At 57.3% G+C, this 25,961-nt stretch carries 18 protein-coding genes; 5 read left to right on the top strand and 13 right to left on the bottom strand.

The features are described 5' to 3' along the window. Positions 1 to 93: 93 nt before the first annotated feature. From trhP to PZBJ_RS16355, 9 genes are all read right to left on the bottom strand, one after another. Entirely contained in the window at positions 94 to 1,461 is a 1,368-nt protein-coding gene (gene trhP, locus PZBJ_RS16315; protein ID WP_101763345.1) for a prephenate-dependent tRNA uridine(34) hydroxylase TrhP, read from the bottom strand. Between the two features lie 145 nt (positions 1,462 to 1,606). Beyond that, positions 1,607 to 2,314, bottom strand: coding sequence for an envelope stress response regulator BaeR (gene baeR, locus PZBJ_RS16320; protein WP_101763346.1), 708 nt, complete (start codon positions 2,312 to 2,314; stop codon positions 1,607 to 1,609). A 9-nt stretch (positions 2,315 to 2,323) separates the two neighbouring features. Continuing rightward, positions 2,324 to 3,709: an envelope stress sensor histidine kinase BaeS gene (baeS, locus tag PZBJ_RS16325; protein ID WP_101763347.1), complete on the bottom strand. Its 1,386-nt coding sequence runs from the start codon at positions 3,707 to 3,709 to the stop codon at positions 2,324 to 2,326. Next, positions 3,706 to 5,112 (bottom strand): multidrug transporter subunit MdtD, encoded by a 1,407-nt coding sequence (mdtD, locus tag PZBJ_RS16330; protein WP_101763348.1) that lies wholly within the window; start codon positions 5,110 to 5,112, stop codon positions 3,706 to 3,708. The genes baeS and mdtD overlap by 4 nt, the downstream gene beginning before the upstream one ends. Before the next feature lie 16 nt (positions 5,113 to 5,128). Then, the gene (gene vapC, locus PZBJ_RS16335; protein ID WP_101763349.1) at positions 5,129 to 5,527 is read right to left on the bottom strand and encodes a type II toxin-antitoxin system tRNA(fMet)-specific endonuclease VapC; all 399 of its coding nucleotides are present in this window, start codon (positions 5,525 to 5,527) and stop codon (positions 5,129 to 5,131) included. Then, positions 5,527 to 5,760, bottom strand: coding sequence for a type II toxin-antitoxin system VapB family antitoxin (gene vapB, locus PZBJ_RS16340; RefSeq protein ID WP_101763423.1), 234 nt, complete (start codon positions 5,758 to 5,760; stop codon positions 5,527 to 5,529). The genes vapC and vapB overlap by 1 nt, the downstream gene beginning before the upstream one ends. Before the next feature lie 71 nt (positions 5,761 to 5,831). Further along, on the bottom strand, positions 5,832 to 8,903 hold the full coding sequence (gene mdtC, locus PZBJ_RS16345) for a multidrug efflux RND transporter permease subunit MdtC (protein WP_101763350.1): 3,072 nt from the start codon (positions 8,901 to 8,903) through the stop codon (positions 5,832 to 5,834). Next, positions 8,900 to 12,022, bottom strand: a complete 3,123-nt coding sequence (locus PZBJ_RS16350; RefSeq protein ID WP_101763351.1) for an MdtB/MuxB family multidrug efflux RND transporter permease subunit — start codon at positions 12,020 to 12,022, stop codon at positions 8,900 to 8,902. The genes mdtC and PZBJ_RS16350 overlap by 4 nt, the downstream gene beginning before the upstream one ends. Continuing rightward, entirely contained in the window at positions 12,022 to 13,242 is a 1,221-nt protein-coding gene (locus tag PZBJ_RS16355) for an MdtA/MuxA family multidrug efflux RND transporter periplasmic adaptor subunit (protein ID WP_101763352.1), read from the bottom strand. The genes PZBJ_RS16350 and PZBJ_RS16355 overlap by 1 nt, the downstream gene beginning before the upstream one ends. Positions 13,243 to 13,482: 240 nt before the next feature. Between PZBJ_RS16355 and PZBJ_RS16360 the strand changes: the two genes are divergently transcribed. Further along, complete coding sequence (locus PZBJ_RS16360; protein WP_101763353.1) at positions 13,483 to 14,445, top strand: aldo/keto reductase; 963 nt, start codon at positions 13,483 to 13,485, stop codon at positions 14,443 to 14,445. 218 nt (positions 14,446 to 14,663) lie between these two features. After that, entirely contained in the window at positions 14,664 to 15,998 is a 1,335-nt protein-coding gene (locus PZBJ_RS16365; protein ID WP_167391199.1) for a carbohydrate porin, read from the top strand. Between the two features lie 56 nt (positions 15,999 to 16,054). On the opposite strand, the gene yegD is transcribed toward PZBJ_RS16365, so the two are convergent. The 3 genes from yegD to PZBJ_RS16380 all read right to left on the bottom strand — a co-directional run bounded on the left by yegD (position 16,055) and on the right by PZBJ_RS16380 (position 20,822). Next, a complete protein-coding gene (gene yegD, locus PZBJ_RS16370; RefSeq protein ID WP_101763355.1) occupies positions 16,055 to 17,407 on the bottom strand; it encodes a molecular chaperone in 1,353 nt (450 codons plus the stop codon). Between the two features lie 77 nt (positions 17,408 to 17,484). After that, positions 17,485 to 20,049, bottom strand: a complete 2,565-nt coding sequence (locus PZBJ_RS16375) for a diguanylate cyclase (protein WP_101763356.1) — start codon at positions 20,047 to 20,049, stop codon at positions 17,485 to 17,487. A gap of 161 nt (positions 20,050 to 20,210) precedes the next feature. Continuing rightward, positions 20,211 to 20,822 carry a phosphatase PAP2 family protein gene (locus tag PZBJ_RS16380; RefSeq protein WP_101763357.1) on the bottom strand — a complete coding sequence of 204 codons (612 nt, stop codon included), beginning with the start codon at positions 20,820 to 20,822 and terminating at the stop codon, positions 20,211 to 20,213. Between the two features lie 230 nt (positions 20,823 to 21,052). Here PZBJ_RS16380 and udk point away from each other — a divergent pair, with 230 nt between their 5' ends. From udk to asmA, 3 genes are all read left to right on the top strand, one after another. Continuing rightward, on the top strand, positions 21,053 to 21,691 hold the full coding sequence (gene udk / locus PZBJ_RS16385) for a uridine kinase (RefSeq protein ID WP_008104883.1): 639 nt from the start codon (positions 21,053 to 21,055) through the stop codon (positions 21,689 to 21,691). A 72-nt stretch (positions 21,692 to 21,763) separates the two neighbouring features. Continuing rightward, the gene (gene dcd, locus PZBJ_RS16390) at positions 21,764 to 22,345 is read left to right on the top strand and encodes a dCTP deaminase (protein WP_007888946.1); all 582 of its coding nucleotides are present in this window, start codon (positions 21,764 to 21,766) and stop codon (positions 22,343 to 22,345) included. Positions 22,346 to 22,421: 76 nt separating this feature from the next. Continuing rightward, entirely contained in the window at positions 22,422 to 24,221 is a 1,800-nt protein-coding gene (asmA, locus tag PZBJ_RS16395) for an outer membrane assembly protein AsmA (protein WP_101763358.1), read from the top strand. Positions 24,222 to 24,324: 103 nt separating this feature from the next. On the opposite strand, the gene PZBJ_RS16400 is transcribed toward asmA, so the two are convergent. Beyond that, positions 24,325 to 25,881 (bottom strand): TerC family protein, encoded by a 1,557-nt coding sequence (locus PZBJ_RS16400; RefSeq protein ID WP_101763359.1) that lies wholly within the window; start codon positions 25,879 to 25,881, stop codon positions 24,325 to 24,327. Between the last annotated feature and the right edge of the window lie 80 nt (positions 25,882 to 25,961).

The following is a 25,961-nucleotide window of genomic DNA, read 5'->3' on the forward strand; positions in this document are numbered from 1 at the left end:
CTTTTATTCTTACTCGTTAGCAGCAGGCGAGATTCTAAAGCGAGGCGAAGAAAGGGTCTGTGATCCTACTCTAACTTCGCCATTTTCTTTTCTTTATGTGCGATTTTTCCCGTGTGGATCGTAGGTGCTGTGGCCATCGGTGAAATTACGCAACAGCAGGGCGAAGGCGAGGTTGACCGATTCCGGGACCGGGATCCACACGCGGTGTCCATCGCCTGGCGCCACGTCCACTGCCGATCCTTTATCGTTCTGCATGGTTTCCAACGTGCAATTGAGGTTGCCTTCGGGCGTCATGATCTCGACAGAATCCCCGAGCATAAACTTATTCTTTACCGCAATCTGCGCCCAGTCACCGCGACGTTCGCCGGTGAATTCGCCGACAAACTGCTGGCGCTCGGAGATGGAGAAACCTTGCTGGTAGTTCTGATAGCTGTCATGGGTATGACGACGCAGAAAGCCTTCGGTGTAACCGCGGTGCGCCAAACCTTCCAGCGTCTCCAGCAGCGCTGGATCGAAGGGTTTACCCGCAGCGGCATCGTCAATGGCACGGCGATAAACCTGCGCGGTGCGCGCGCAGTAGTAGAAGGATTTGGTGCGGCCTTCGATTTTCAGCGAGTGCACACCCATTTGGCTAAGACGTTCAACGTGCGCCACCGCACGCAAATCTTTTGAGTTCATGATGTAGGTGCCGTGTTCATCTTCGAAGGCGCTCATCACCTCACCCGGCTTCATCTTCTCTTCCAGCAGGAACACGCGGTCGGTGGTCGCGCCGACGCCCAAAGTCGGCTCCTGCACCTTAACCGGCTCATGGAAACCGACGATATTGCCCATCTCATCCTGCTTGCCTTCTTCCACTTTGTATTCCCAGCGGCAGGCATTGGTGCAGGTCCCTTGATTAGGATCGCGTTTGTTGAGGTAGCCCGAGAGCAGGCAGCGGCCGGAGTAAGCCATGCACAGCGCGCCGTGCACGAAGATCTCAATCTCCATTTCCGGCACCTGCTGACGGATTTCTGCAATCTCATCCAGCGATAGCTCGCGTGAAAGAATCACGCGCGTCAGCCCCATCTGCTGCCAGAATTTCACCGTGGCCCAGTTGACCGCGTTGGCCTGCACCGACAGATGAATCGGCATCTGCGGAAAGGCTTCACGCACCAGCATAATCAAGCCGGGATCGGACATGATCAGCGCGTCCGGCTGCATGGCAATGACCGGCGTCAGATCGCGGATAAAGGTTTTCAGTTTGGCGTTGTGCGGGGCGATGTTGACCACCACGTAGAATTTCTTACCGAGCGCATGGGCTTCATTGATGCCCTGCGCCAGAATCTCGTGGGTGAATTCGTTGTTGCGCACGCGCAGGCTGTAGCGCGGTTGGCCAGCGTAGACGGCATCAGCGCCGTAGGCAAAGGCATAGCGCATATTCTTCAGCGATCCCGCTGGAGAAAGCAGTTCAGGTTTTAACATGGATTTTCTCACTGATGTCAGGTCAGCATGCCATCGTGGATGGCAGGTGCAGCGGCCGCATTATACGGCCCTGCAAAAGGTGGGGAATTGTAGGCAGGCCCGCACCCGATGTAAATTGACCTGGATCAATGTAAGCCGTTGCAGGCTACAGCAAGCGGCAGACGTCCGCTTCCCAGCGATACCCCATGCCGTACACCGCGCGGATAAACGGCTGTTCCGCATCGAGGCTTTCCAGCTTGCGGCGCAGGTTTTTGATGTGACTGTCGATAGTGCGATCGGTGACTACGCGGTAATCGTCGTAGAGATGATTGAGCAACTGCTCGCGCGAGAACACTTTTCCCGGCTCCAGCGCCAGCGTTTTCAGCAGACGAAATTCGGCGGGCGTCAGCTCCAGTTGTTGTTCACGCCAGCTGGCCTGAAAGCGGCTCTCATCAATATGCAGAGGCGATTCCTGCTGCGCCTCTTCCGGCGAACGTTTGACGCGGCGCAAAATGGTTTTGACGCGCGCCACCACTTCACGCGGGCTGAACGGCTTGCAGATATAGTCATCCGCGCCGATTTCCAGCCCCAGCAGGCGATCAATCTCCTCGGTGCGCGCGGTCACCATGATGATCGGCAGCTCCGAGAAACGGCGAATTTCGCGGCACAGCGTTAAGCCGTCGCGGCCGGGCAGCATCAAATCCAGCAGCATCAGGTCCGGCGGCGTGTGCTGAACATAGCTCAACACCGCGTTACCGTCGGCAATGTGGTGCGTGCGATAGTTGGACGCCTGCAGATAATCAATCATCAGCTGCGCCAGTTTGGGTTCATCTTCTACAACAAGGATCAGAGGGTCGCTATTTTCCGGGCTCATAAGTGGCGTCTAGTGAGGAACATACGGCAAGTTTAGCGTGATTTGCAGTCCACCTAAATCAGAGTGATCCGCACTGATGCTGCCGTCATGCGCTTCCACGATATTTTTACAGATCGCCAGGCCAAGCCCAGAGCCGCCGCTGGCGCGATTGCGTGAACTTTCTGCGCGGAAAAATCGTTCAAATAATTGTGCCTGATGGGCCGGATCTACGCCCGGCGCGCTGTCCGCAAACCGCAGCTGCCAGTTTTCGCCCGCCAGCTGCATCGAGAGCTGCACCGCGCCACCGCTGTCGGTGTAACGCAGGCTGTTTTCCAGCAAATTGGTGAACAGCTGCATCAGGCGATCGGGATCGCCAAAGCTCTCCGCCTGCGCGGGTAACGCCAGATTAAGAGCTAAGCCGCGGCTGCGATAGCGTTCGCCGAAGCTGCCGGCCACCACTTCCAGCAGAGTGACCAGATCAACCGGCTGCTTGCGATAGGCGAGGGCGCCCGCGTCAGATAATGACAGCTGATGCAGATCCTCCACCAGTTTCGTCAGCACCACCACTTCACTTTGCAATGAACTAATGGCTTCCGGCGTCAGCTTGCGCACGCCATCCTGCATCGCTTCCAGCTCACCGCGCAGAATCGCCAGCGGCGTGCGCAGTTCATGGGAGATGTCGGCCATAAAGGCGCGGCGGTTGCTTTCGTTCTTTTCCAGCGAACTGGCAAGCTGGTTGAAGTCGCGGCCCAGTTGGCCGAGTTCATCGCTGCTGCCGACTTCCACGCGGGTAGCGAAATTGCCCGCCGCCAAATGGTGCGTGCCATCCACCAGCCGTTTTACCGGTGCCAGTAAACCGCGCGCCAGCAGCCAGGTGACCAGCGCGGCGAGTAACCCAGTCAGCGCCACAATCATCCAACTGGTGCGTCGCTGCTGCTGATCAAAGTTGATGTCGGTGCTGCGCGTCAGACGTTCAGCCGGTGAGGCAATCACCCAGCCAACAATTTTGCCGTTGCTGGTGGTGATATTGCGCCGGGTACCTTCCGGCGGCACCGGCTGGCGCGGCCCTGACAGCACTTTGTATTGCTGATCGATAATCCAGAACTGCGTGCGCCAGCCGTGCGGCGGTAACTGATTCACGCTGCCCGGATTCTGCTCCAGCGAGCGCAAAATAGAAAAAATCAGCTTGTCATTGCTGCGCAGAAAATCCCAGCTACCGTGCTGTTCATACTGATCGGCCAGCGCATCGCTCAGCAGGGTTAAGCGCTGCTCGTTGCCTTTTTTGATGTAATCCACAAAGCCGTGCTCAAAGCTGAGCCGCACGCCCCAATGCATGGTGATGATCACCAGCATGCAGGTGGAAAAAATCGCCGCAAACAGCTTGGCACCAATGCCCCATTTTACCGGCCGCTTCATCCTTTGCTCCTGCCTCTAAGGTCAACGTTTTTACTGACATCCTTCGGTACGCGCCAGAACACCAGCGCCGGCAGCGCAATCACCAGCGCCATGCACAGATAGGTGTAAATGAAGGTTTGATGCGCCGCCGGGCTGTCGGCTACCACGCCGTGGCCAAATGAGCCCAACAGCAAACCGGCCACGGTGACGCCAATACTCATCGACAGCTGCATGATCATCGACAACAACGAGTTGCCGCTGGAAGCCAGATCGTCCGGCAGTTCCTTTAGCGTCAAGGTATTCATCGAAGAGAAGCGGATGGCGTTGACCATGCCCTGCAGCAATAACACCACCGGCAGCAGCCAAATCCATCCCAGCAGCGCCACCAGCGGGAACAGCAGCACCACCAACGCCAGCGCCAGGGTCGCGCCGACCAGCGCATTGCGATAGCCGAACAGGTTGACGATGCGCACCACCACGCGCTTAGTCCCCATATTGCCGAGCACCATTGGAATCATCATCAATCCGGCGTGGAATGGGCTGTAGCCGAGGCCGACCTGCAGGAAAATGGGCGTCATAAACGGCAGCATGCCGCTACCGATGCGGCCGGTAAAACTGCCGATCAGGCCAATTGAATAGATGCGGTTATCAAACAGTTTCAGGCTGAACAGCGCGTTATCGTTGTTGCGGCCGTGCATCAGGTAGAACAGCAGCGAAAACACCCCAACCAGAATCAGTAAGCCGAGCAACAGCGGCGATCCGCCGGCGCTGCGCTGACCATCCAGCGCCAGCGTTAAGGTCGCCATGCCGACGGCCAGCAGCACAAAACCGAGGAAATCAAAGCGCCGCGTCTGCATGGTGTAATTCGGCATCAGCGTCAGCGTGGCAATCGCACCAATGATGCCAACCGGAATGTTGATCAGGAAAATCCAGTGCCAGCTGGCGTACTCCACCAGAACCCCGCCCAGCGCCGGGCCAAGCAGCGGACCAATTTGTCCCGGCGTGGTGACGAAGGTCATTGCCGACATATATTGCTCGCGCGGCACAATTTTCATCACCGTTAAGCGGCCAACCGGCACCATCATCGCGCCACCAATGCCTTGCACCACGCGCGCCATAATCAGCTCATCGAGCGTGGCGGAGAAGGCGCACAGCAGCGAGCCGATGCTGAACAGCACAATCGCGCAGAAGAAGATATTGCGCACGCCAAAACGGTCCGCCAGCCAGCCGCTGATCGGCAACGTAATCGCCACGGTCAGCACATAAGAAACGATCACCGAGTGCATATTCAGCGGGCTGACGTTGAGATCGCGCGCCATCGACGGGATCGCGGTATTGACGATGGTGGTATCCAGCGCCTGCATAAAGAAGCCAAACGCGACGATCCACAGCTGCCAGCGCACGGTGGCGTTTTGAGGTGACATGCAGGTACCCGTTATGTCAGATCCAGTTTTCGCAGATCAGCCCATTCACGCGTGAAAATTCACGCAAATTGTTCGATACCAACGTCAGGGCGGCACTGCGTGCATGAGCGGCGATGTGAAGATCGTTCAGGCCGATAGGCGTGCCATTTTTCTCCAGTTCTGCGCGGATAGCGCCATAGTGGAAAGCGGCTTTGGCATCGTAATTCAGCACATCAAGGCGTGAGACAAAATCTTCAACGGTACGTAGGCTCCGCTCAGGAAAGGCGCTCTTTTCTGAGCCATGAAACAGCTCCGCCAGGGTGATCGTCGAGATAACCATCCGGCCGACATTGGCGTTGAAACGTTCGAGCACCTCAATCGGCCGCCGCTTGATGACGTAGACAACAATATTGGTATCCAGCATGTAGCGATGCATTAAAACGCTTCCCGCTCAGATTGTTCCTGCGAAGCACGCTCATCCATAAAATCATCGCTCACCGTCGGACCGTCGAGGAAAAAACTGTCCCAGGCGTTCTCTATGGGCGTGAGGATGCGCTCCTTGCCAATCGCTCTGACGGTGACGTTTTTTACATCATCAGGAAAACGAACGTCTGCTGGAATGCGAACGTTTTGTGTCCTGTTGCTGGTGAACACGGTACCTTGTGACATATAAACCTCCACAGTAATGAACGGGTTAAAGTTTACGCTCTTCATGCTACATAGCAAGCGTATGTAGCAGGTCATTCAGCGGCTAACTGAACCTTTTTCTTACGCCGCCGCAACTTATCCATCATCAAATAGACCACCGGCGTGGTGTAGAGCGTCAGCAGCTGGCTCATCACTAAACCCCCGGCGATGGTGATGCCGAGCGGCTGACGCAGCTCCGCGCCGTCACCGCTGGTCAGCACCAGCGGCAGTGCGCCAAACAGTGCGGCGAGCGTGGTCATCAGAATCGGGCGGAAACGCAGCTGGCACGCCTTGAAAATCGCGTCGCGCGGCGACAGATTGCCGTTGCGCTCGGCATCCAGTGCAAAGTCGACCATCATGATGGCGTTCTTCTTCACGATACCGATCAGCAGCAGAATGCCGATCAGCGCAATCAGGCTGAACGGCGTGTTGAATAGCTCCAGCGCCAGCAGCGCGCCGACGCCCGCCGACGGCAGCGTGGAGAGAATGGTCAGCGGATGCACGTAGCTCTCATACAGAATGCCCAGCACGATATACACCGCCGCAATCGCCGCCAGCATCAGGTAGAGCTGATTGGATTGCGACTGCTGGAACACCTGCGCGGTGCCGGCAAAGCTGCCGCGCACGCTGGAAGGCACGCCAAGCGCGGTGATGGTGCGGTCAATAGCTTCAGACGCCTGCGACAGCGATACGCCCTCCGGCAGGTTGAAGGAAACGGTGGATGCCGCCGACAAGCCTTCGTGGTTCACCGACAGCGGCGCGTTGGCCGGTTGCCATTTGGCAAACCAGCTCAGCGGAATCGCTTTGCCGTCGCTGTTAATCACAAACATCTGATCGAGTGAACTGATGTCCTGGGTGTAGCGCGGATCAACTTCCATCACCACTTTGTACTGATTAAGCGGCTGATAAATGGTGGAGATCTGGCGCTGACCAAAGGCGTTATTCAGCAGGGCATTAGCGGCAGAGACATCAATGCCGAGCCGCGCCATGCTTTCACGGTCGTAAGTCAGGTTCATTTCACTGCCGTTGTCCTGCTGATCCGAGTTGACGTCCGCCAGCTCGGGCAGGGCGGCGAACGCCTGACGGATTTTCGGCTCCCATTCGCGCAAATCATTCAGGTTATCCGACAGCAAACTGTACTGATAGCTGGCGTTGGACTCACGTCCGCCAATGCGAATGTCCTGCACCGCGTTGAGATAGAGATTGGCACCGGGCTCTTTCGCCAGCTTGATACGCAGTCGGGCAATCACTTCCTGCGCGCTTTCGCTGCGCTCGGAGAGCGGCTTGAGCGAGACGAACATCGAACCGCTGTTGGTACGTGAACCGCCGGTAAAGCCGGTGACGTTATCCACTGCCGGATCGGCTTTGATGATGTTCATGAAATCCTGCAGCTTGCCGCGCATCGCCTGGAATGAAATGCTCTGATCCGCCGAGATAAATCCTTGTAAGCGGCCGGTATCCTGTTCCGGCATAAAGGTTTTCGGGATCGAGATGAACAGCCAAACGGTGAGCGCCACGGTGCCGAGCAGCAACATCAGCACCCAAATGGCGTGATTCAGCACCCAACTCAATGAGCGCGCGTAGCCGTTTTGCACCTTCATCAGCAGCTTGCCGAAACCGCGGATGCGTGGCTGGCTGCGTTTGACCTGCGGCTTGAGCAGATAGGCGCACATCATTGGCGTCAGCGTGACCGAGATAAACAGCGAGATCAGAATCGCCACCGACAGCGTAATAGCGAACTCTGAGAAGAAGCGGCCAATAATACCGCCAATCATCAGCAGCGGCAGGAACACGGCAATCAGCGACAGGCTCATCGACAGCACGGTAAAACCGACCTCGCGCACGCCGGTCAGCGCCGCCTGCAGCGGTTTCATGCCCGCTTCGACGTGGCGCGCAATGTTCTCCAGCACCACAATGGCGTCATCGACAACAAAACCGGTGGCGATGGTCAACGCCATCAGCGACAGGTTATTCAGGCTGAAGCCACACAGATACATGGCGGCGAAGGTGCCAATCAATGAAACCGGCACCGCAGCGGCGGGGATCAGCGTGGCGCGCCAGTCACGCAGGAAGGCAAACACCACCAGAATCACCAGCGCGACGGCGATGATCAGCGACTGCTCCACTTCATGCAGCGAGGCGCGAATCGTTGGCGAACGGTCCTGCGCAATTTGCAGATCGATGGCAGCGGGGATCACGTCATGCAGTTCCGGCAATTCGCCACGAATGCGATCGACGGTATCGATGATGTTGGCTTCCGGCGATTTACGCACCACCAGCAGCACCGCCGCTTTACCGTTGGTCATCCCGGCGTTGCGTACATCCTGCACCGAATCCTGCACGTTAGCGACATCGCTGAGGCGCACCGCCGCACCGTTGTTGTAGTGCACCACCAGCGGCTGATATTCGCTGGCGGTTTGCAATTCTCCATTAGTACGTAACTGCCAGCGCTGCTGCACGTCATCAATCGCGCCCTGCGGACGGCGCTGGTTGGCGTTGCTGATGGCGGTGCGCACCGCATCCAGTGATACGCCCTGGTTGAACAGCGCCTGCGGATTGAGTTCAACGCGCACCGCCGGCAGTGAACTGCCGCCGACCGTCACATCGCCCACGCCTTCAATCTGCGACAGTTTCTGCGCCAGTTGCGTTGAGGCGTAATCATACAGCTGACCGGGATTATAAATGTCTGAGGTCAGCGTCAGGATCATGATTGGCGCATCGGAAGGGTTGGCTTTGCGATAGCTGGGACGACTCGGCATGCCGGTTGGCAGCAGACTTTGTGCGGCGTTGATCGCCGCCTGCACATCGCGCGCCGCACCGTTGATGTCGCGATCAAAATCGAACACCAGAATGATGCGCGTGCTGCCCAGCGAGCTGGTGGAGGTCATTTCGCTGACGCCCGCGATGCGCCCCAGCGAGCGCTCCAGCGGCGTTGCCACCGATGCCGCCATGGTTTCCGGCGACGCACCGGGCAGCGAAGCCGAAATCAAAATCACCGGGAAATCCAGCTGTGGCAGCGGCGCCACCGGCAGCAGACGGAAGCCTAGAATACCGGCCAGCGCAATCGCCAGCGTCAGCAAGGTGGTGGCGACCGGACGATGGATAAACAGCGCGAAAAACTTCACGACTGCGCCTCCGGGCGCTTAAAGCGACGGCGCGTAGCGTGCGACAGGCGATCAAACAGCAGATAGATCACCGGCGTGGTGAACAGCGTCAGCACCTGGCTCACCACCAAACCGCCCACCATGGCGATGCCCAGCGGACGACGCAACTCCGCGCCAACGCCGGTGCTCAGCATCAGCGGCAGTGCACCGAGCAGTGCCGCCAATGTGGTCATCAGAATTGGGCGGAAACGCAGCAAGCACGCCTGATAAATCGCCTCGCGCGGCGGCATGCCTTGCTCACGTTCCGCTGCCAGCGCGAAGTCGATCATCATGATGGCGTTTTTCTTCACGATACCGATCAGCAAAATAATGCCGATAATGGCGATGATATCCAGCTCATTACCGCTCAGCATCAGCGCCAGCAGCGCGCCGACACCGGCGGTGGGCAGCGTCGAGAGAATGGTGATGGGATGGATAAAGCTCTCATACAGCACGCCGAGCACGATATACATCGCCACCACCGCCGCCACAATCAGCCACACGGTGCTGGACAGCGCCGCTTCAAAGGCCAGCGTGCTGCCCTGGAACTGCGTCATCATTTCGGCGGGCATGCCCACCTGATCTTCCGCTGCGCTCACCGCTTTCACCGCATCGCCCAACGAATACCCTTCCGCGACATCAAACGAGAAGGTCGCCGACGGGAACTGGTCGAGATGGTTAATGCTGAGCGCGGCGTGGCGCTGCTCAATCTGCGCGATGGCGCTAAGCGGCACGCTGCCGCCGTCGCTGCTGGTCAGGCGAATGCCGTCGAGGCTCGCCAGTCCTGGCGTGGCATCGCTGTTCTGCTCCAGCACCACGCGATATTGGTTGGCCTGAGTGTAAATGGTGGAGATCAGGCGCTGGCCAAAGGCGTTATACAGCGCGTTATCCACGTCGGCCATGCTGATGCCGAGGCGGCTGGCGCTGTCACGATCGACTCTTACAAAGGCTTCCAGACCTTGATCCTGCCAGTCGCTGCTGACGTCGCGCAGTTGTGGCAGCGTGTTAAGTTGCTCCAGCAGTTTCGGCACCCACAAACTCAGCGACTCCAGCGAACCCGATTGCAGCGTGAACTGGTACGGCGTACGGCTCGCCTGGGTATCAATGGTCAAATCCTGCACCGGCTGCAGCCACAGCGAAATGCCGGGCACTTTGGCTAACGCCTGTTGCAGACGCTGCTGCACAGCCGGAATGCGATCGTCACGCTCCTCCAGCGGCTTCAGGTTTATTTGCAGGCGCGCGCTGTTGAGCGCGGCGTTGGTGCCATCGACGCCGACAAACGAGGTCATGCTCTGCACCGCCGGATCTTTCATGATGATCGAGGCGACATCGCGCGTGCGCTCTGCCATGTTGGCGTAAGAGACCGACTGTGGCGCCTGCAAGGTGCCCTGAATAATGCTGTTATCCTGCTGCGGGAAGAAGCCTTTGGGGATCACGATCCACAGCAACACGGTGATCAGCAAGGTGCCGAGCGCTACCGATAAGGTGATCCACGGATGCAGCAGCACGCGCGTTAAGCCGCGTCCGTAACGGGCAATAATGCGGTCAAACATCGCTTCGCTGGCCCGCGAGAAGCGGTTCTGCTTGCGCAGCGATTCAGCGCTTAACATGCGGGCGCACATCATCGGCGTCAGCGTCAGCGACACCACGGCGGAGATCAAAATCGCCACCGCCAGCGTCACGGCGAATTCGCGGAACAGGCGGCCAATCACATCGCCCATAAACAGCAGCGGAATGAGCACCGCAATCAGCGAGAAGGTGAGGGAGATAATGGTAAAGCCAATCTCGCCCGCGCCTTTCAGCGCCGCCGTCAGCGGCTTTTCGCCCTTTTCGATATAGCGCGAGATGTTCTCGATCACCACGATGGCGTCATCAACCACAAAACCGGTGGCGATGGTCAGCGCCATCAGCGTCAGGTTGTTGATCGAGAAGCCCAGGAAATACATCGCGGCAAAGGTGCCGACCAGCGACAACGGCACGGCGACGGCGGGAATGAGGGTCGCCGGAACGTTACGCAGGAACAGGTAGATGATCATCACCACCAAACCCATCGCCAGCATCAGTTCGTGCTGGGTATCGCTGACCGACGCGCGGATGTTGGTGGTGCGGTCGGTAAGCAGTTTCACCTCCACCGATTTCGGCAGCGTGGCGGTTAATCCGGGCAGCATGGCGCGAATATTATCGGCGGTGGCGATGATGTTAGCGCCGGGCTGGCGCTGCACGTTGAGCACAATCGCCTGCTGACGGTTCGCCCAGGCGCCCAGCCAGCTGTTTTCGGCACCTTGTTCGATGGTCGCCACATCGCCCAGTCGCACCGGCGCGCCGTTGTTATAGCTGATGATCAGCTTGCGATAGTCTTCCGCCGAGGTCATCTGATCGTTAGCCGACAGGGTAATTGAGCGCGTTGGGCCGTCGAGGCTGCCTTTCGCCGAATTGACGTTAGCGTTAGTAATGGCGGTGCGCACCGATTCGCTGGTCAGGCCGAGCGCAGCCAGCGCCTGGGTGTTCATCTTCACACGCACCGCAGGACGTTGCCCGCCCGACAGCGTGACTAAACCCACGCCCGAAACCTGAGAAATCTTCTGCGCCACGCGCGTTTCCACCATGTCCTGCACCTGCGTGAGCGGCATGCTGGTGGTGGTGACGGCGAGCGTCATGATCGGCGGGTCGGCCGGATTTACTTTGCTGTAGACCGGTGGATTTGGCAGATCGCTCGGCAGCAGATTGGTGGCGGAGTTGATCGCCGCCTGTACTTCCTGCTCGGCAACATCCAGTGGCAGCGTCAGCTGAAACTGCAATGTGACAACCGACGCGCCGCCCGAACTCTGCGACGCCATCTGCTTCAGGCCGGACATCTGGCCAAACTGGCGTTCCAGCGGCGCGGTAATGGAAGAGGTCACCACATCGGGAGAAGCGCCGGGATAGAGCGTAACCACTTGAATGGTCGGATAATCGACTTCAGGTAACGCGGAGACCGGCAGAAAACGGTAGCCGAGCACGCCGGCTAACAGAATGGCGATCATCAGCAGCGTGGTGGCGACCGGGCGCAGAATAAACAGGCGCGAAGGTCCACCGCTGCTGTCAGGAGGCATCACCTGCATTATTGACGCTCTCCGCGTGCGGGCTGCGCAGCGCGCGTGCTGTGGGTCGCGACGCTTTGCGGTGCCACCACTTCAACGGTGGCACCTTCCGTCAGGCGATCGAGCCCGTCGGTCACCACGCGTTCGCCTGCTTCGAGGCCCGCGCTGATCACCACTTTCTGGCTATCCTGCAAACCGGCGGTGACGCGTTTTTTGCTCACTTTGTTGTCGCTGTTGACCACCCAGACAAAGTGACCGTCGTTGCTCATCTGCAATGCGGCGGTGGGGATCACCACCGCATCCTGCAAGGTGTCCACTTTCAGACGCGCATTGACAAACTGATTCGGGAACAGCGTGTCATCTTCGTTGCTGAAGCGTGCTTTGAGTTTGATGGTGCCGGTGGTGGCATCGATCTGGTTATCGAGGCTCAACAGCGTGCCGCTGGTCAGCAGCGTTTTGTTGCTGCGATCCCAGGCTTCGACGATCAGCGGCTGTCCGCTTTTCTGCGCCTTGAGGATTTGGCTGATGTTGTTCTCGGCGACGCTGAACACCACGTCAATGGGGTGCGTTTCGGTGATCACCACCAATCCGGTGGTATCGCCGGAGGTGATGTAGTTGCCGACATCCACCTGCTTCAAGCCGACCCGTCCACCAATCGGCGCAGTAATGCGGCTGTAGGTGAGATTAAGCTGGGCGCTGGCGACGTTGCCTTCATCAGCTTTAAGGGTGCCGAGCGTTTCGCTCACCAGCGAACGTTGCGTATCGAGTTCCTGCTGCGACACCAGCGAGGTTTTCGCCAGTTTTTCATAGCGACTGAGATCGCGGCGCGCGTTGGCGAGCGTAGCCTGGTCTTTTGCCAGTTGGCCCTGCGCCTGAGTTAATGCCACCTGATAAGGGCGCGGATCGATTTCCGCCAGCAGCGCGCCAGCGGCCACTTGCTCTCCTTCCTGGAAGTGCAGCGCCATCAATTGGCCGTCAACGCGGCTGCGCACCGTAACGGTGTTGGCGGCGGTCACGGTGCCAAGGCCACTGAGGAAATACGGCACGCTTTGGGTGGTGGCAGCGGCGGCTTGCACTGGCGCTAAGGGGCGTTTGCCACCTGCGCCGCGACCACGCTGCTGCTGACCTTCGACCTGCGGCTGTTTATTCGGTTCCGCTGGATGCTGCCACCAATAATAGCCGCCCGCCAGCACGGCAATCACGGCTACGGCCAGTAAGCTTGTTTTAATTCGACGGTTCATCAAGGCGTGTGCTCTCCAGCATTTTTCGTTTTCCCCAATGCGAAATATAAAAATAGCCATTTCGCAAACGAATGATTGTAGTCGCCCGGACCGGGCAAAAATTGAAGGAAATAAGAATATCGCCCCATTGAAGGTAAGTATTCATATTCTGTAAATATTCTGCCCGCAATAGGCATAAGCGCGGCAATTTCCTTTGCTAAGCTCAATACAGACCTGTCTCGTTTGAATAAGGAGAACAAAATGAGTCAACAGAAACTCCGCCAGCTCGGCGACAGCGGTATTGAAGTTCCCCGTCTCACCTTTGGCGGCAATGTGTTTGGCTGGACGGTGGATGAGAAAACCTCATTTTCCCTGCTTGATGCGCTGGTGGAGAAGGGCTTGTTCTTCATCGATACCGCCGACGTTTATTCGCGCTGGGCGCCTGGTAACGAAGGTGGCGAATCGGAAACCATCATCGGCAAATGGCTGAAGAAAAGCGGCAAGCGCGACAGCATCGTGCTGGCCACCAAAGTCGGCATGGAGCTGTCGCCGGAGAAAACCGGCCTCAAACCGGCTTACATTCGTCAGGCGGTAGAAGATTCGCTGCGCCGCCTGCAAACCGACGTCATCGATCTTTATCAGGCGCACCGCGATGATGACGCGACGCCGCTGCTGGAGACGCTGAAAGCCTTTGATTCGCTGATCAAAGAGGGCAAAGTGCGTGCCATTGGCGCGTCTAACTACAACGCTAAACGTCTGCAGGAAGCGCTGGACGTGAGCAAGCAACATGGCCTGGCGCGCTATGAAACCCTGCAGCCGGAATACAATCTCTACGATCGTCAGGAGTATGAAAGCGGTTTGGAGCAGGTTGCGGTGAAAAATGGCCTCGGCGTGATTAACTACTATTCGCTGGCCAGCGGCTTCCTCAGCGGTAAGTACAAAAAGCCAGAGGATGCCAGCAAAAGTCAGCGCGGGCAGGGCATCGTCGACAAGTACTTGAATGAACGCGGTAAGCGCATTGTTGAAGCGCTGGAAGATGTCGCCGCCTCGCACGATGTGTCGGCAACGCAGGTGGCGCTGGCGTGGCAGATTGCCCGTCCGAGCATTACCGCCCCGATTGTCAGCGCCACGTCGCTGGAGCAGTTGGATGAGTTGGTGAAAGCCACCCAGCTCGAGCTCAGCAAGCAAGAGATCGAAGAGCTGGCGAGCGCCAGCAAACTGTAAGGTTTTCAGGGACGCTGCGGCGTCCCGCTATTTTCCCGTTCTGCCTCACAAAAAATGCCATTTCCCGCAAAAGATTTTCAATCATCGACAGACGTCACAATTGCGCTAACGCACTATCATCCTGCGGTAAACTGCGCACATATTTGCAAAAACTGACAAATCCTCAGCACTATCCTCTGTTCGATCCATTCCAGTAACTTCATACAAGAATAACCATCATGAACAGAAAAGAAGCAGTGCAGCATTTACCCCGCCTGGCAGCGGGAACTCTGATGTTTGCGATGCTGAGTGCATCTGCGCTGGCCGCTGATGCTTTCAGTTACGACTCTCCCTATATGTTTGGTGATTGGGGCGGTTACCGAACGCAGCTGGAAAATGACGGCATAAAATTCGACGTTAACTACACCATGGAAAGCGGCTCCAATCTGGCGGGCGGCGCCGATACCAACACCTCAATGCGCTACAGCGATCAGTGGGCGTTTGGCGCTAACTTCGACCTGGAAAAACTGCTCAACTGGCAGGATGCGCAATTCCAGATGACGATTACCGATCGTAATGGTCAGAACATTTCCGACCAGGTCGCCGATCGTCGCACCGGCATGTTGTCCTCCACTCAGGAAGTGTACGGACGCGGCCAAACCTGGCGTTTAACCCAGTTCTGGTTAAGCAAAGGTCTGTTCGATAACACCGTGAACCTGAAAGCCGGTCGCGTTACCGTCGGTGAAGATTTCGATAACTTTGACAGTAAGTTCCAGAACCTGGCGTTCGGTAGCGGCCAGGCCGGTAACTGGCGTGGCGATCGCTGGTTCAACTGGCCGGTGTCCCAATGGGGCGGCCGCGTGAAGGTGAATATCACACCTGAAGTGTTCTTCCAGGTGGGCTTCTATAACCAGAACCGCGCCAACTACGATCGCGGCGACGGATTCCGTCTTGATACCAGCAACTCCGAAGGCAATCTGGTGCCGGTAGAGTTGGGCTGGAAACCAACGTTAGGTGCCGACAAGCTGCCGGGTAATTACCGTATCGGCTATTACTACTCTTCGGCTAACGGCGACAACTACGGCAGCTGGCGCGATGGGGCTTATCAAAGCCAGGATCACGCATACGGTGGCTACGTGCTGTTGCAACAGCAGCTGACCGCGCAGGGCGGCGATGCCAGCCGTGGTTTGGGCGTCACCGTTCAAGCGGTGATGAACGACCATAAAACCTCGAAAACGGATAACTATCAGTCGGTGAGCTTCACCTGGAAAGGGCCGTTTGATGCGCGTCCGCAGGATGAGATTGGTGTGGGTGCGGCACGTATTCACGTTAACAGCGCTTACACGCGTTCGCAGCGTGAGCAGAACAACGCGAACGGTGAGACCGACTTCAATAGCCCAACCTATCTGCCGATTCAGGATGGATCAGAGTATAACTATGAGATCTACTACAACGCGCAGCTGACCAAATGGCTGCAATTGCGTCCGAACCTGCAATATGTGGTGGCGCCGGGGGCGGTAAGTGAAGTGAAAGATGCGTTTGTGGGTGGGATCAGTGCGAACGTGAATTTCTAATCTGGCAGAATCTGTGACTTTGCCCTCTCCCTTTGGGAGAGGGCAGGGAGAGGGGATTATCTGAACATCACTTCAGCCCAGCGGGCGAGGCCGGCGGTCACCGAGGCGAAGTCATCGCCGCTGGCGATAGGCGTATCGGGCAGCGCCTGCTGTAACGCCGCACGCAACACCGGAGAACGTGCGCTACCGCCGGTGAGATAAATCACTTCCGGCTTGGTTTCGCAGGTGGCGAGCGCCAGATGCACTTGCTCCAGAATGCGTTCCAGCGGTTGATTAATCGCTTCTTCCAGCTGCGCAGCACTAATTTGCGCCTGCAATTGCGCCGCGATAAACGCCAGCGAGGCATCGGTCTCTTTCACCTCCGACAGCGCAATCTTGCTCTCTTCCGCCGCACGCACCAGACGATAGCTCAGCTTCTGCTGCCACACTTTCAGCAGGTGCGCCACTTTGTCGCTGTGTTCAGCATCGCGAATCAAATCGCGCAGCAGTTTGCCGCTGGCCGCGGAATAGAAGTCGCTTTGTGCCGGAACGTCGTTGATAGCCACCGCATTCCACCACGTCAGCGCGGGCAGCGCGGTGCCTTTTTGCGTATTGCCACCGAGCCCCAGCAGCGGCATCAGGGTTTTAAACGCCAGCATAATGTCGAGATCGTTTCCGCCCACGCGGCATCCGCTGTGGCCAAGTAAACTTTCACGCCGATCGGTTTTATGACGCCATTCCGGCCCCATCAGCAGCATCGAGCAGTCGGTGGTACCACCGCCGATATCGACGACTAATACGCGCGTCTCTTTCTGCAGCGTGGCTTCGAAATCGAGGCCCGCCGCCACCGGCTCAAACTGGAACTCGACATCACGGAAACCGGCGCGCTGTGCCGCACGCAGCAGAATGCCTTGCGCCTGCTGGTTAGCCTCTTCGCCGCCTAAACCCTGGAAGTTAATCGGGCGGCCAATCACCGCTTGCTCAATCGGGCGATCGAGCTGGGTTTCGCCTTGCTGACGAATGTGCAGCATCATCGCGCACACCAAATCTTCAAAGAAGGCGATCTGCTGTGGCTTCAGGCCGTTAGCGCCGAGGAAGGATTTCGGTGACTTCACGAACCACACTTCTTCGGGATCGACCATATATTGCTGCAGCGCGGTCAAACCGAACTGCACGCTGCCTGGCGTGACGTCGATATCTTCTTCGCGGTTATAGCGCAGCGCACGCTGCAATAAGGCGGTGCCTTCGCTGTCCGGCGTTGGGACTTGATGATGGCGATGCAGCCATTCGCTGATCGCTTCACGCGTTGGCGCGCAAATCATGGAGGGAAGCAGGCGCTGACCATTCTCCAGTGTCAGCAGGCGCGGCGTGCCATTATCGCTGACCGCAATTGAGCAGTTTGCTGTGCCGTAATCGAATCCGATAAACATATTTATCCCCCATGCCGGAAAAAAGGGGGCGACTTTAGCGCAGCCAGCGCGGGCTGGCAATGGGCAGACGTGGCAGATTACATCTGCACTTCCTGATAAACGTGATACTGACCACGGCCCGCGTGTTTTGCGCTGTAACAGGCGACATCGGCCTGTGACATCACCACATTGCTGATGCAGTTGCGTTGATCAATTTGCGTGATGCCGGCACTTGCGCCGACATGATAAGTCTGCTCCTGCCACATAAAGCGATATTCGCTCACGGCGGTGACGATACGCTGCACCACGTCGCGCACCTGATCCACTTCGCAATTCGGCATTAGCACGCCAAATTCGTCGCCGCCCAAACGCGCCAGCATATCGCTGCTGCGCAGATGATGCGGCATCAGCTCTGCCAGTTCGCGCAGCAGCGCATCCCCGGCGGCATGCCCGGCGGTATCGTTCACCGCCTTGAATTTATCCAGATCGATAAATACCAAGACGTGATGGGTATTGTTGGCCGCCGCATCATTCACCAACTGCTTCAAACGCTGCTCGAAGCTGTGACGATTTGGCAGGCGCGTCAGCATATCGTGTGAAGCGCTGTAGCTCAGGCGCTTCATCACCTTGCGCGATTCACTGACGTCCTGAATAACCATCACCGCGCCGATGCTGGCGCCGGTCAGGGTTTTCAGCGGCGTGATGCTGTAGTGGATCTCCACGCGCGTGCCGTCTGGTGTATGCAGCACCAGCTCTTCATCGAGTTCGGGAGAGATTTTTTCGTCCGGCAGCTGGCACAACAGCAAATTATCGACGCGCGGGCCGCTCGCGCCGCGCGTGATGTTAAGCAGTTCGGTAATGGGTACGCCTGCGGCTTTTTCCTGTGGCCAGCCGCTCAGCGTTTCGGCCACCGGATTCATAAAGGTGACGCGCATTTCATCATCGGTACTGATCACCGCTTCACCGATGGAATCGAGGGTGATCGCCATGCGCTCTTTTTCCTGGAACAGCGCTTCATTCAGCGCGCGCAGCGGCGTGATGTCCTGACAGATGCCGAGCATACGTTCAATCTGCCCATCCTGACTCAGAATGCGGTTGGCCTCAGAGCGCACGTAGCGCGGGCCTTCCGGTAAATTAATCCGGTATTCCAGCTGGAAAGCGCTGCGGCGTTCGATGGCCTGCTGCACCGCAAGCGTGGCGGTTTCCCGCTCGGCCGGATCAAGCAGATGCACCCACAGATCGTAGGTGGGCGTCTGGTGCGGACTTAAGCCAAATAGCTCATACATGCGCTTGTCCCACAACATCTCGCCGGTCAGCAGATTCCACTCCCAGACGCCAATGCCGCCAGCTTCATTGGCCAGCGTGATGCGCTCCATCAAGCGTCGATTAATCTGCTCACTCTGCTTCAATTCGGAGATATCGATAATCTGCGCGATGAAGTAGTGCGGCTGTTGCGCGGCGTCGCGCACCATCGATACCGTCAGGCGCGCCCAGACGATTTCGCCATCCTTGCGGAAATAGCGCTTCTCCATGGTGTAGGTCATGATTTCACCCGCCACCAATCGCTCCAGCTGCTGTAAATCGTTGTTGAGATCGTCGGGATGGGTGATTTGCTGGAAGGTGAGCTTTTTCAGCTCATCGGCCGGGAAACCCAGCGTCTGGCACAGCGAATGATTGACCTGCTGCCAACCGCCATTCGGCGAAACCAGCGCCATGCCAATCGCGGAGTATTCCATAGCGTTACGGAAGCGGGTTTCACTCTCGCTGATATGATGCTTCTCGCGCTGGAAGGCATCCATCACCAGCGCCATCACGTGGCTCGGCAGCAGCACCAACAGAAATGGCAGCCATGTGCTGACCTGGCCGAGCAGCATGCCGTTTTGCGCCAGGTTGACCCAGTTAAAGGCCAGCAGAATCGAGATGAAACTGGCGTTGAGGAAGAACAGCAGAAACGCTTCGAACTTGGGTAGCCGCACCGAGCACCAAAAAAGAATCACCACAATAAAAGTGAAGGGCCACGGCAGAAAACGCAGCGACAAATAGCTGGCGAGCAGCGTGACAAGCAGCGTCAGGCCGGTTTCCAACTGACGGCCTGGCGTCAAAATCTGGCGCAGCGGTTTATTTGGCCACAGCAATAACACCGGGCCAAACGCCAGCACGCCGATCACCTCAGAAATCACCCACGTCGAGAAGAAGGGCAGTGACGCATTGCTGCCCACATGCAGCATCCACAATGCCACGACGCCACCTAACAGCGGCGCAATCAGGCCGGCGCACAGGGCAAAGCGCACCCAGTCGAGTAACGAATTGAGCGGGGCGCGGCGATCGAGCAGCGCGCGCAGCATCACGCCGCCCAGAATCGCCTGCACCATATTTAAGATGGCGAACTTAATGTTGCTGAGCGCGGGGCCAATAATGATCAGATTGGCTAACGCGGTACCCAGTACGCAGGCAAGCAGCAGCAAGGGAACGTGTTTGGAGTGGGCGCGAAACACGATCACCGTCATCAGCGCGGTGGAGTACCAAAGCGGCGAAATACGGCCACTGACAACAATCAGTTCCAGGCAAAATAGCGTCAGTAGAAAAGTGAGCCCGCCAATGAGCAAGGCATTGAGCCAGGTTCGCTGTGGCCTTTCCTGTGAAGTTAGTATCTCGAGGGTCATGCAAGAATCCAGCAGCGCGCACCTGATTCACGATGGAAAATGCGCCAATCAATCACTATTTTGCATGCTAGCACATCTGTTTGAGATGTCTGCGGGGAATTCGACTTTAGTCGTTATTCACTGAATTGATTGGCCCTTTGCGCGCAAAGGGCCAAACGGGATTAGCGAAAAAGATCGGCGCGGGTAAACGGCTTTTCTAAGCCGGCAAGATTGGCAGAGAAGCGTTCGAGGAACTGTTGCGTGGTGGCGACGCGGCCGTGGCTCAGCAGCAACAGCGGCACCAGCAGCGCGACGCCAATCTGCGGCAGGCTAAAGCCCTTCAGTGAAGTGCGGCGCTGCGTCAGCAGGAATGCGGTGCTAAGCGTAAAGCCAAGCATCAGGCCCGCCAGCACTTCGCTTTTGGAGTGCGCGTGGATGACCAGGCGCGACAGGCCAACCATCAACGGGATCAGATAGCCGATGCCAATGGTAAACAGGCGCCAGCGCGGCGACCAGCGGCCGGAGATCAGCCACATCATCACCGGCCAGAGCGTGGCCGACATCGCGCTGTGGCCGCTGAAGCCGGTAAAGTTGAATCGGGCGCTACCAATGCCAAAGCCGAGAAACAGGATTTTCGAGACGCTCACCACCAGGCCAGCCAGACCAAACGCCAGCACCCAATACCAGACGGTTTGGCGGTTGTCGCTTTTCCATGGCAAGACCAGCGCGATGATCACCGCGGTCGGGATCAGCAACATGCTGTCGCCAAAATAGGTCAGGGTTTTCCAGCTCATACTTTTCCTTGCGGCTATATTCGGAGTGCCAACGCCGGCTGCAGTGTTGGCAGATGAACAGTGTATCGATTAAGCGTCTGGCTGCAAAAGGGGATATTCTGAAAAGCCGTTGGCCCATTTCTCTGGCATCAACCCGGTGAAATACCTATAATTGCCGCCAACTAACCCTCTCATTCGGCCCGTTGCAGCTTCGGCTTAGGCAGGCTCCAGTTATCAGGTCTTAAAAAAGTATGACTGACAAGTCTCATCAGTGCGTGATCGTTGGCATCGCAGGTGCATCCGCATCCGGAAAAAGTCTTATCGCCAGCACGCTCTATCGTGAAATCCGTGACCAGGTCGGTGACGAGCATATCGGTGTGATCCCCGAAGATGCCTACTATAAAGATCAGAGCCACCTCACCATGGAAGAGAGGGTGAAAACCAACTATGACCATCCGAGTGCGATGGATCATGATCTGTTGTTGCAGCACCTGCGCGCGCTTAAAGCTGGTCAGGAAATTGAGTTGCCGGTTTACAGCTATGTTGAGCACACCCGCACCAGCGACTGTATTCATCTCAAATCGAAAAAAGTCATCATTCTCGAAGGCATCTTGCTGTTAACCGATGCGCGCCTGCGTCAGGAGATGAATTTCTCTATCTTCGTCGATACGCCGCTGGATATCTGTTTGATGCGCCGCATGAAGCGCGATGTGAATGAGCGCGGTCGCTCTATGGATTCGGTGATGAGCCAGTATCAGAAGACCGTGCGTCCGATGTTCCTGCAATTTATTGAACCTTCCAAGCAGTACGCTGACATCATTGTGCCGCGCGGCGGAAAAAACCGTATCGCCATTGATATCCTCAAGGCCAAGATTAATCAGTATCTTTGACGACATGGCGTCCGCCCCGGCGTGACGCGCTGTCGTAGCCATTCGCTACACTTAATTCATGGAGTACCTGCGATGAGATTATGCGATCGCGATATTGAAGCCTGGCTGGACAACGGAAAGTTGGCGATTGAGCCGCGCCCGCCAGTGGAACGCATCAACGGCGCCACGGTGGATGTGCGCCTCGGCAATCAGTTCCGCACTTTTAGCGGTCATACGGCGGCGTTTATTGATTTGAGTGGTCCAAAGCATGAAGTCAGTGCCGCGCTGGACCGTGTGATGAGCGACGAGATTGTGCTGCCGGAAGGCGAAGCCTTTTTCCTGCATCCTGGCGAGCTGGCGCTGGCGGTAACGCTGGAATCGGTCACCATTCCTGACGATCTGGTCGGCTGGCTGGATGGCCGCTCTTCGCTGGCACGCCTGGGTTTAATGGTGCACGTCACGGCGCACCGTATCGATCCGGGCTGGCAAGGCCGCATCGTGCTGGAGTTCTATAATTCAGGCAAACTGCCGCTGGCGCTGCGTCCAGGCATGTTGATTGGTGCATTGAGCTTTGAGCCGCTGTCGGGCCCAGCTGCGCGACCGTATAACCGTCGCGAAGATGCCAAATATCGTGGTCAGCAGGGCGCGGATGCCAGCCGCATCGACAAAGACTGACTATCAGTAAGTGACCGGGGTGAGCGAGCGCAGCCAACGCTGCTGCAACGTGAAGTATTAAGGCAATGAGGATGTGATGAGAAGAGTGATAACAACGCTGGCCATCCTGTTAGTGGTGGTGGTGGCGGGCATGACGGCATTGGTGTTGCTGGTCAATCCCAACGACTTTCGTACCTACATGGTAAAGCAGGTAGAACAGCGCAGTGGTTATCAGCTTCAGGTAGGCGGCGATCTGCGCTGGCACGTCTGGCCGCAGCTTAGCATTCTCGCCGGACGCATGAGTCTGACCGCGCCGGGTGCGACGCAGCCGATGGTCACCGCCGATAATATGCGCCTGGATGTCCATCTCTGGCCGCTGTTATCGCATCAACTGAGCGTCAGCCAGGTGATGCTGAAAAACGCCATCATCCGCGTCACGCCAGACAGCGCTGCACAAAAGCCGAGCGGCGCGCCAGTGGGCCCGAGTGATGCCGAGCCGGTGAGCAGCAGCGATAACGGCTGGTCATTCACGATTGGCAAACTGCGTCTCGCCGACAGCCTGCTGATTTGGCAGCAGCCCGGCGGCGACGAATATAATTTCCGCGACCTCAATCTCAACCTCGATCAGGATGCCAGCAAGCAGGCCAGCATCAATCTGGCTACCCGGATTTCGCGTAATCAGCGCAATGTTAGCGTCAATCTCAAAGGGCAGATGAATGTGGCGCAATACCCACATCGTCTTGTCGGACAGCTGGATGAGTTGAATTACGCCATCGACGGCGCCAATCTGCCGACGCAGGGCATCAAAGGCACCTTGAGCGGGCAGGGCGAATGGAACGGTGACAATCAACGTTTCTCCCTACAGAAGATGCAGCTCACCGCCAATGACAGCGCACTGGATGGCAGCGCCGAGGGGCGTCTGGCGCTGCCGCAGCAGCTTAATCTGGCACTACACGCCACCCGTTTAGATATCGACGCGTTGATGGCGAATGCACCGGTGACGGATAGCAGCGCGCCGCAGCGAGCCAATGTGGTGAGCACGCCAGTGATTGCTGAACCGCGAATGCGTGACAACAGCGACTCGCCGCTGAATCAGCTGGATTTGACGCTCAATCTCACCGCCGATAGCAGCGTGTGGCGCGGCCTGACGCTGACCAACTTGCAGATCGATGCCAGCAATCAGCAAGGTTTGATGACGCTGAGTAAGCTGCAAGGCAAATTTGGCGAAGGCCGTTTCTCCGTTCCCGGTTCGGTGGATATCCGCAAACCGGTGACGCAAGTGGCGTTCCAGCCTGAGCTTGATAACATCGCCATTGCGCCGCTGCTGAAAGCATTAGAACTACCAGAAACGCTGCAAGGCACGGTTTCACTGCAAGGCGATGTGAGCGGCGCTGGATTGAGCATTGAAGAGGCAAAACGTAACTGGCAGGGCAGTGCGGATCTGGAAGCCACTAATTTGCAGCTTTCGCAGCTGAATCTGCAGCAGATGGTGCGCCGTGCGGTGGCGCGCGTCAGTAATCGTGTCACCAACGATCAACCCGACGACCAGGGCATTCAGCAGTTGAGTGGGCGCGTGAGTCTCAAGCAAGGCATCTTCAGCCTGCCGGATCTGCAGGGCGGCAACAGTCGTCTGGCGGTGCAGACCAAAGGCAATGTCGATATGGTTAAACAGCAGCTCGACGTCACCATTAATATGATGCTGCGCGGCTGGCAGGGCGACGATAAATTAGCCTCGCTGCTGAACCAGCAAACTATTCCGCTGCGCATGTACGGCGGCTGGAATAATCTGCAGTATTCGTTGCCGGTGGATGACGTGGTGCGTCAGCAACTGCAAAGCGAAGCTAAGTCGCGGCTCAATCAGTGGCTGGATCGCCAACAACCGGCGAAACAGCCGTAGGGTCGCCATCCAGGGCGTAATGCCGAACAGTTAAGCGCAAGAGCGACTTTCGTTCGCCTTGCGCTAAGGCAGTTGCAGCATGTTCGTGCGGCGACCAGGTTAATTACGGTGCTATTGGCACTATCTCCACTTTCTGCACGCGGTGATTTTCTACCTGCAACGTTCGCAGCAGATAATCACCGATCTGTAACTCTTCGCCTTCCTGCGGCACATGTTGCAGGCTGTCCATCAGTAATCCCGCCAGCGTGTGGTAATTGCGCTTTTCATCAAGTGGCAGCTGCACGTAGACGGCTAAATCCTCTAACGGCATATGACCATTCGCCACCCAACCGCCGTCGGGCAGCACTTGAATATCATAGCGCGCATCGATTTTTTCCCCTTCATTCGGCAGATTGCCGGCGATGGTTTCCATCAGGTCGCTCAGCGTGACCACGCCTTCCACCGAACCAAACTCATCCACCACAAAGGCGAAGTGGGTGCGCGCGTTGCGGAACTGTTCCAGCGCCTGTAATAAGGTGACGCGCTCAGGAAAGATTAACGGCTGGCGAATCAGCGAGCGTAAATCCAGTGATTTGCTGTGCAACGATTGATGCAGGAGATCAATCACGTGCACCACACCGAGCGGGTCGCGGCCCTGTTCGGTCACCAGAATACGCGTGTGTTGATTGCGATCGAGCTTCGCCATAATCTCCGCCGGATCTTCGGTGAGGTCGATATGCTCGACGTCGTGGCGCGACGTCATGATGCTATTAATCTGGCGCTGACCCAGCCCCAGCACGCGCGCAATCATGCGCCGTTCCTGACGGTTAAACAGCGCGCCTTCTTCGCTGTCGCTGACCAGTGACGCGGTATCGGCGTCCAGTTCCGCCCGCTGCGCCTCGCCGCGCAGAATGCGCAAAACGGCTTCTGACGTACGCTGACGCAGTGGACGGCCGGCAGTGAGAAAGCGGCGACGATTGAACATCGCCAACTGATTGAGTATCTCAATGACGATAGAGAAACCAATCGCCGCGTAGAGGTACCCTTTTGGAATAATGAAGCCTAACCCCTCGGCCACAAGGCTGAAGCCGATCATTAGCAGGAAGCTCAGACAGAGAATCACGATGGTCGGATGGCCGTTAACGAAACGCGTCAGCGGCTTACTCGCCAGCAGCATCAGCAGAATCGCCACCGTTACTGCCGCCATCATCACCGGCAGCTCGTTGACCATGCCAACGGCGGTAATCACCGAGTCCAGCGAGAAGATGGCGTCCAGCACCACTATTTGCGCCACCACCGGCCAGAATTTAGCACCGTTCTTATTTTGACCGGTTTCCTCGTCAGCGCCTTCCAGGCGACTGTTTAACTCGGTGGTGGCCTTATAAAGAAGAAAGAAACCACCGCACAGCAGCAGCAGATCGCGGGCGCTGAAGTCGTGGTGCAACAGAGTAAACAGCGGTTGTGTCAGGGTTACCAGCCAGGAAAGTGAGGCGAGCAGCGCTAAACGCGACACCAGCGCGAGAAGCAGGCCGATAATGCGCGCACGGTCGCGTTCCTTCGGCGGCAGCTTTTCGACGAGGATGGCAATGAAAACCAGGTTATCAATGCCCAACACCAGCTCCAGAACGATTAGCGTTACTAATCCTGCCCAGAGCGACGGATCAATGATCCACTCCAACATGTGTTAATCACCTTAATGTCTGTGTTATGCGCTTAATCTGATGATAGTGAAACGGCGTTAAGCCTGTAAATAGCCGCTGA

The sequence above is a fragment of the Pantoea endophytica genome (assembly GCF_002858935.1).
GTDB classification, from domain to species: domain Bacteria; phylum Pseudomonadota; class Gammaproteobacteria; order Enterobacterales; family Enterobacteriaceae; genus Pantoea; species Pantoea leporis.

Bases quoted from the DNA above. Each gene is read 5' to 3' on its own strand.
- trhP (WP_101763345.1), bottom strand. From the start codon at position 1,461: ATGTTAAAACCTGAACTGCTTTCTCCAGCGGGATCGCTGAAGAATATG.
- baeR (WP_101763346.1), bottom strand. From the start codon at position 2,314: ATGAGCCCGGAAAATAGCGACCCTCTGATCCTTGTTGTAGAAGATGAA.
- baeS (WP_101763347.1), bottom strand. From the start codon at position 3,709: ATGAAGCGGCCGGTAAAATGGGGCATTGGTGCCAAGCTGTTTGCGGCG.
- mdtD (WP_101763348.1), bottom strand. From the start codon at position 5,112: ATGTCACCTCAAAACGCCACCGTGCGCTGGCAGCTGTGGATCGTCGCG.
- vapC (WP_101763349.1), bottom strand. From the start codon at position 5,527: ATGCATCGCTACATGCTGGATACCAATATTGTTGTCTACGTCATCAAG.
- vapB (WP_101763423.1), bottom strand. From the start codon at position 5,760: ATGTCACAAGGTACCGTGTTCACCAGCAACAGGACACAAAACGTTCGC.
- PZBJ_RS16350 (WP_101763351.1), bottom strand. From the start codon at position 12,022: ATGCAGGTGATGCCTCCTGACAGCAGCGGTGGACCTTCGCGCCTGTTT.
- PZBJ_RS16355 (WP_101763352.1), bottom strand. From the start codon at position 13,242: ATGAACCGTCGAATTAAAACAAGCTTACTGGCCGTAGCCGTGATTGCC.
- PZBJ_RS16360 (WP_101763353.1), top strand. From the start codon at position 13,483: ATGAGTCAACAGAAACTCCGCCAGCTCGGCGACAGCGGTATTGAAGTT.
- PZBJ_RS16365 (WP_167391199.1), top strand. From the start codon at position 14,664: ATGAACAGAAAAGAAGCAGTGCAGCATTTACCCCGCCTGGCAGCGGGA.
- yegD (WP_101763355.1), bottom strand. From the start codon at position 17,407: ATGTTTATCGGATTCGATTACGGCACAGCAAACTGCTCAATTGCGGTC.
- PZBJ_RS16375 (WP_101763356.1), bottom strand. From the start codon at position 20,049: ATGACCCTCGAGATACTAACTTCACAGGAAAGGCCACAGCGAACCTGG.
- PZBJ_RS16380 (WP_101763357.1), bottom strand. From the start codon at position 20,822: ATGAGCTGGAAAACCCTGACCTATTTTGGCGACAGCATGTTGCTGATC.
- udk (WP_008104883.1), top strand. From the start codon at position 21,053: ATGACTGACAAGTCTCATCAGTGCGTGATCGTTGGCATCGCAGGTGCA.
- dcd (WP_007888946.1), top strand. From the start codon at position 21,764: ATGAGATTATGCGATCGCGATATTGAAGCCTGGCTGGACAACGGAAAG.
- asmA (WP_101763358.1), top strand. From the start codon at position 22,422: ATGAGAAGAGTGATAACAACGCTGGCCATCCTGTTAGTGGTGGTGGTG.
- PZBJ_RS16400 (WP_101763359.1), bottom strand. From the start codon at position 25,881: ATGTTGGAGTGGATCATTGATCCGTCGCTCTGGGCAGGATTAGTAACG.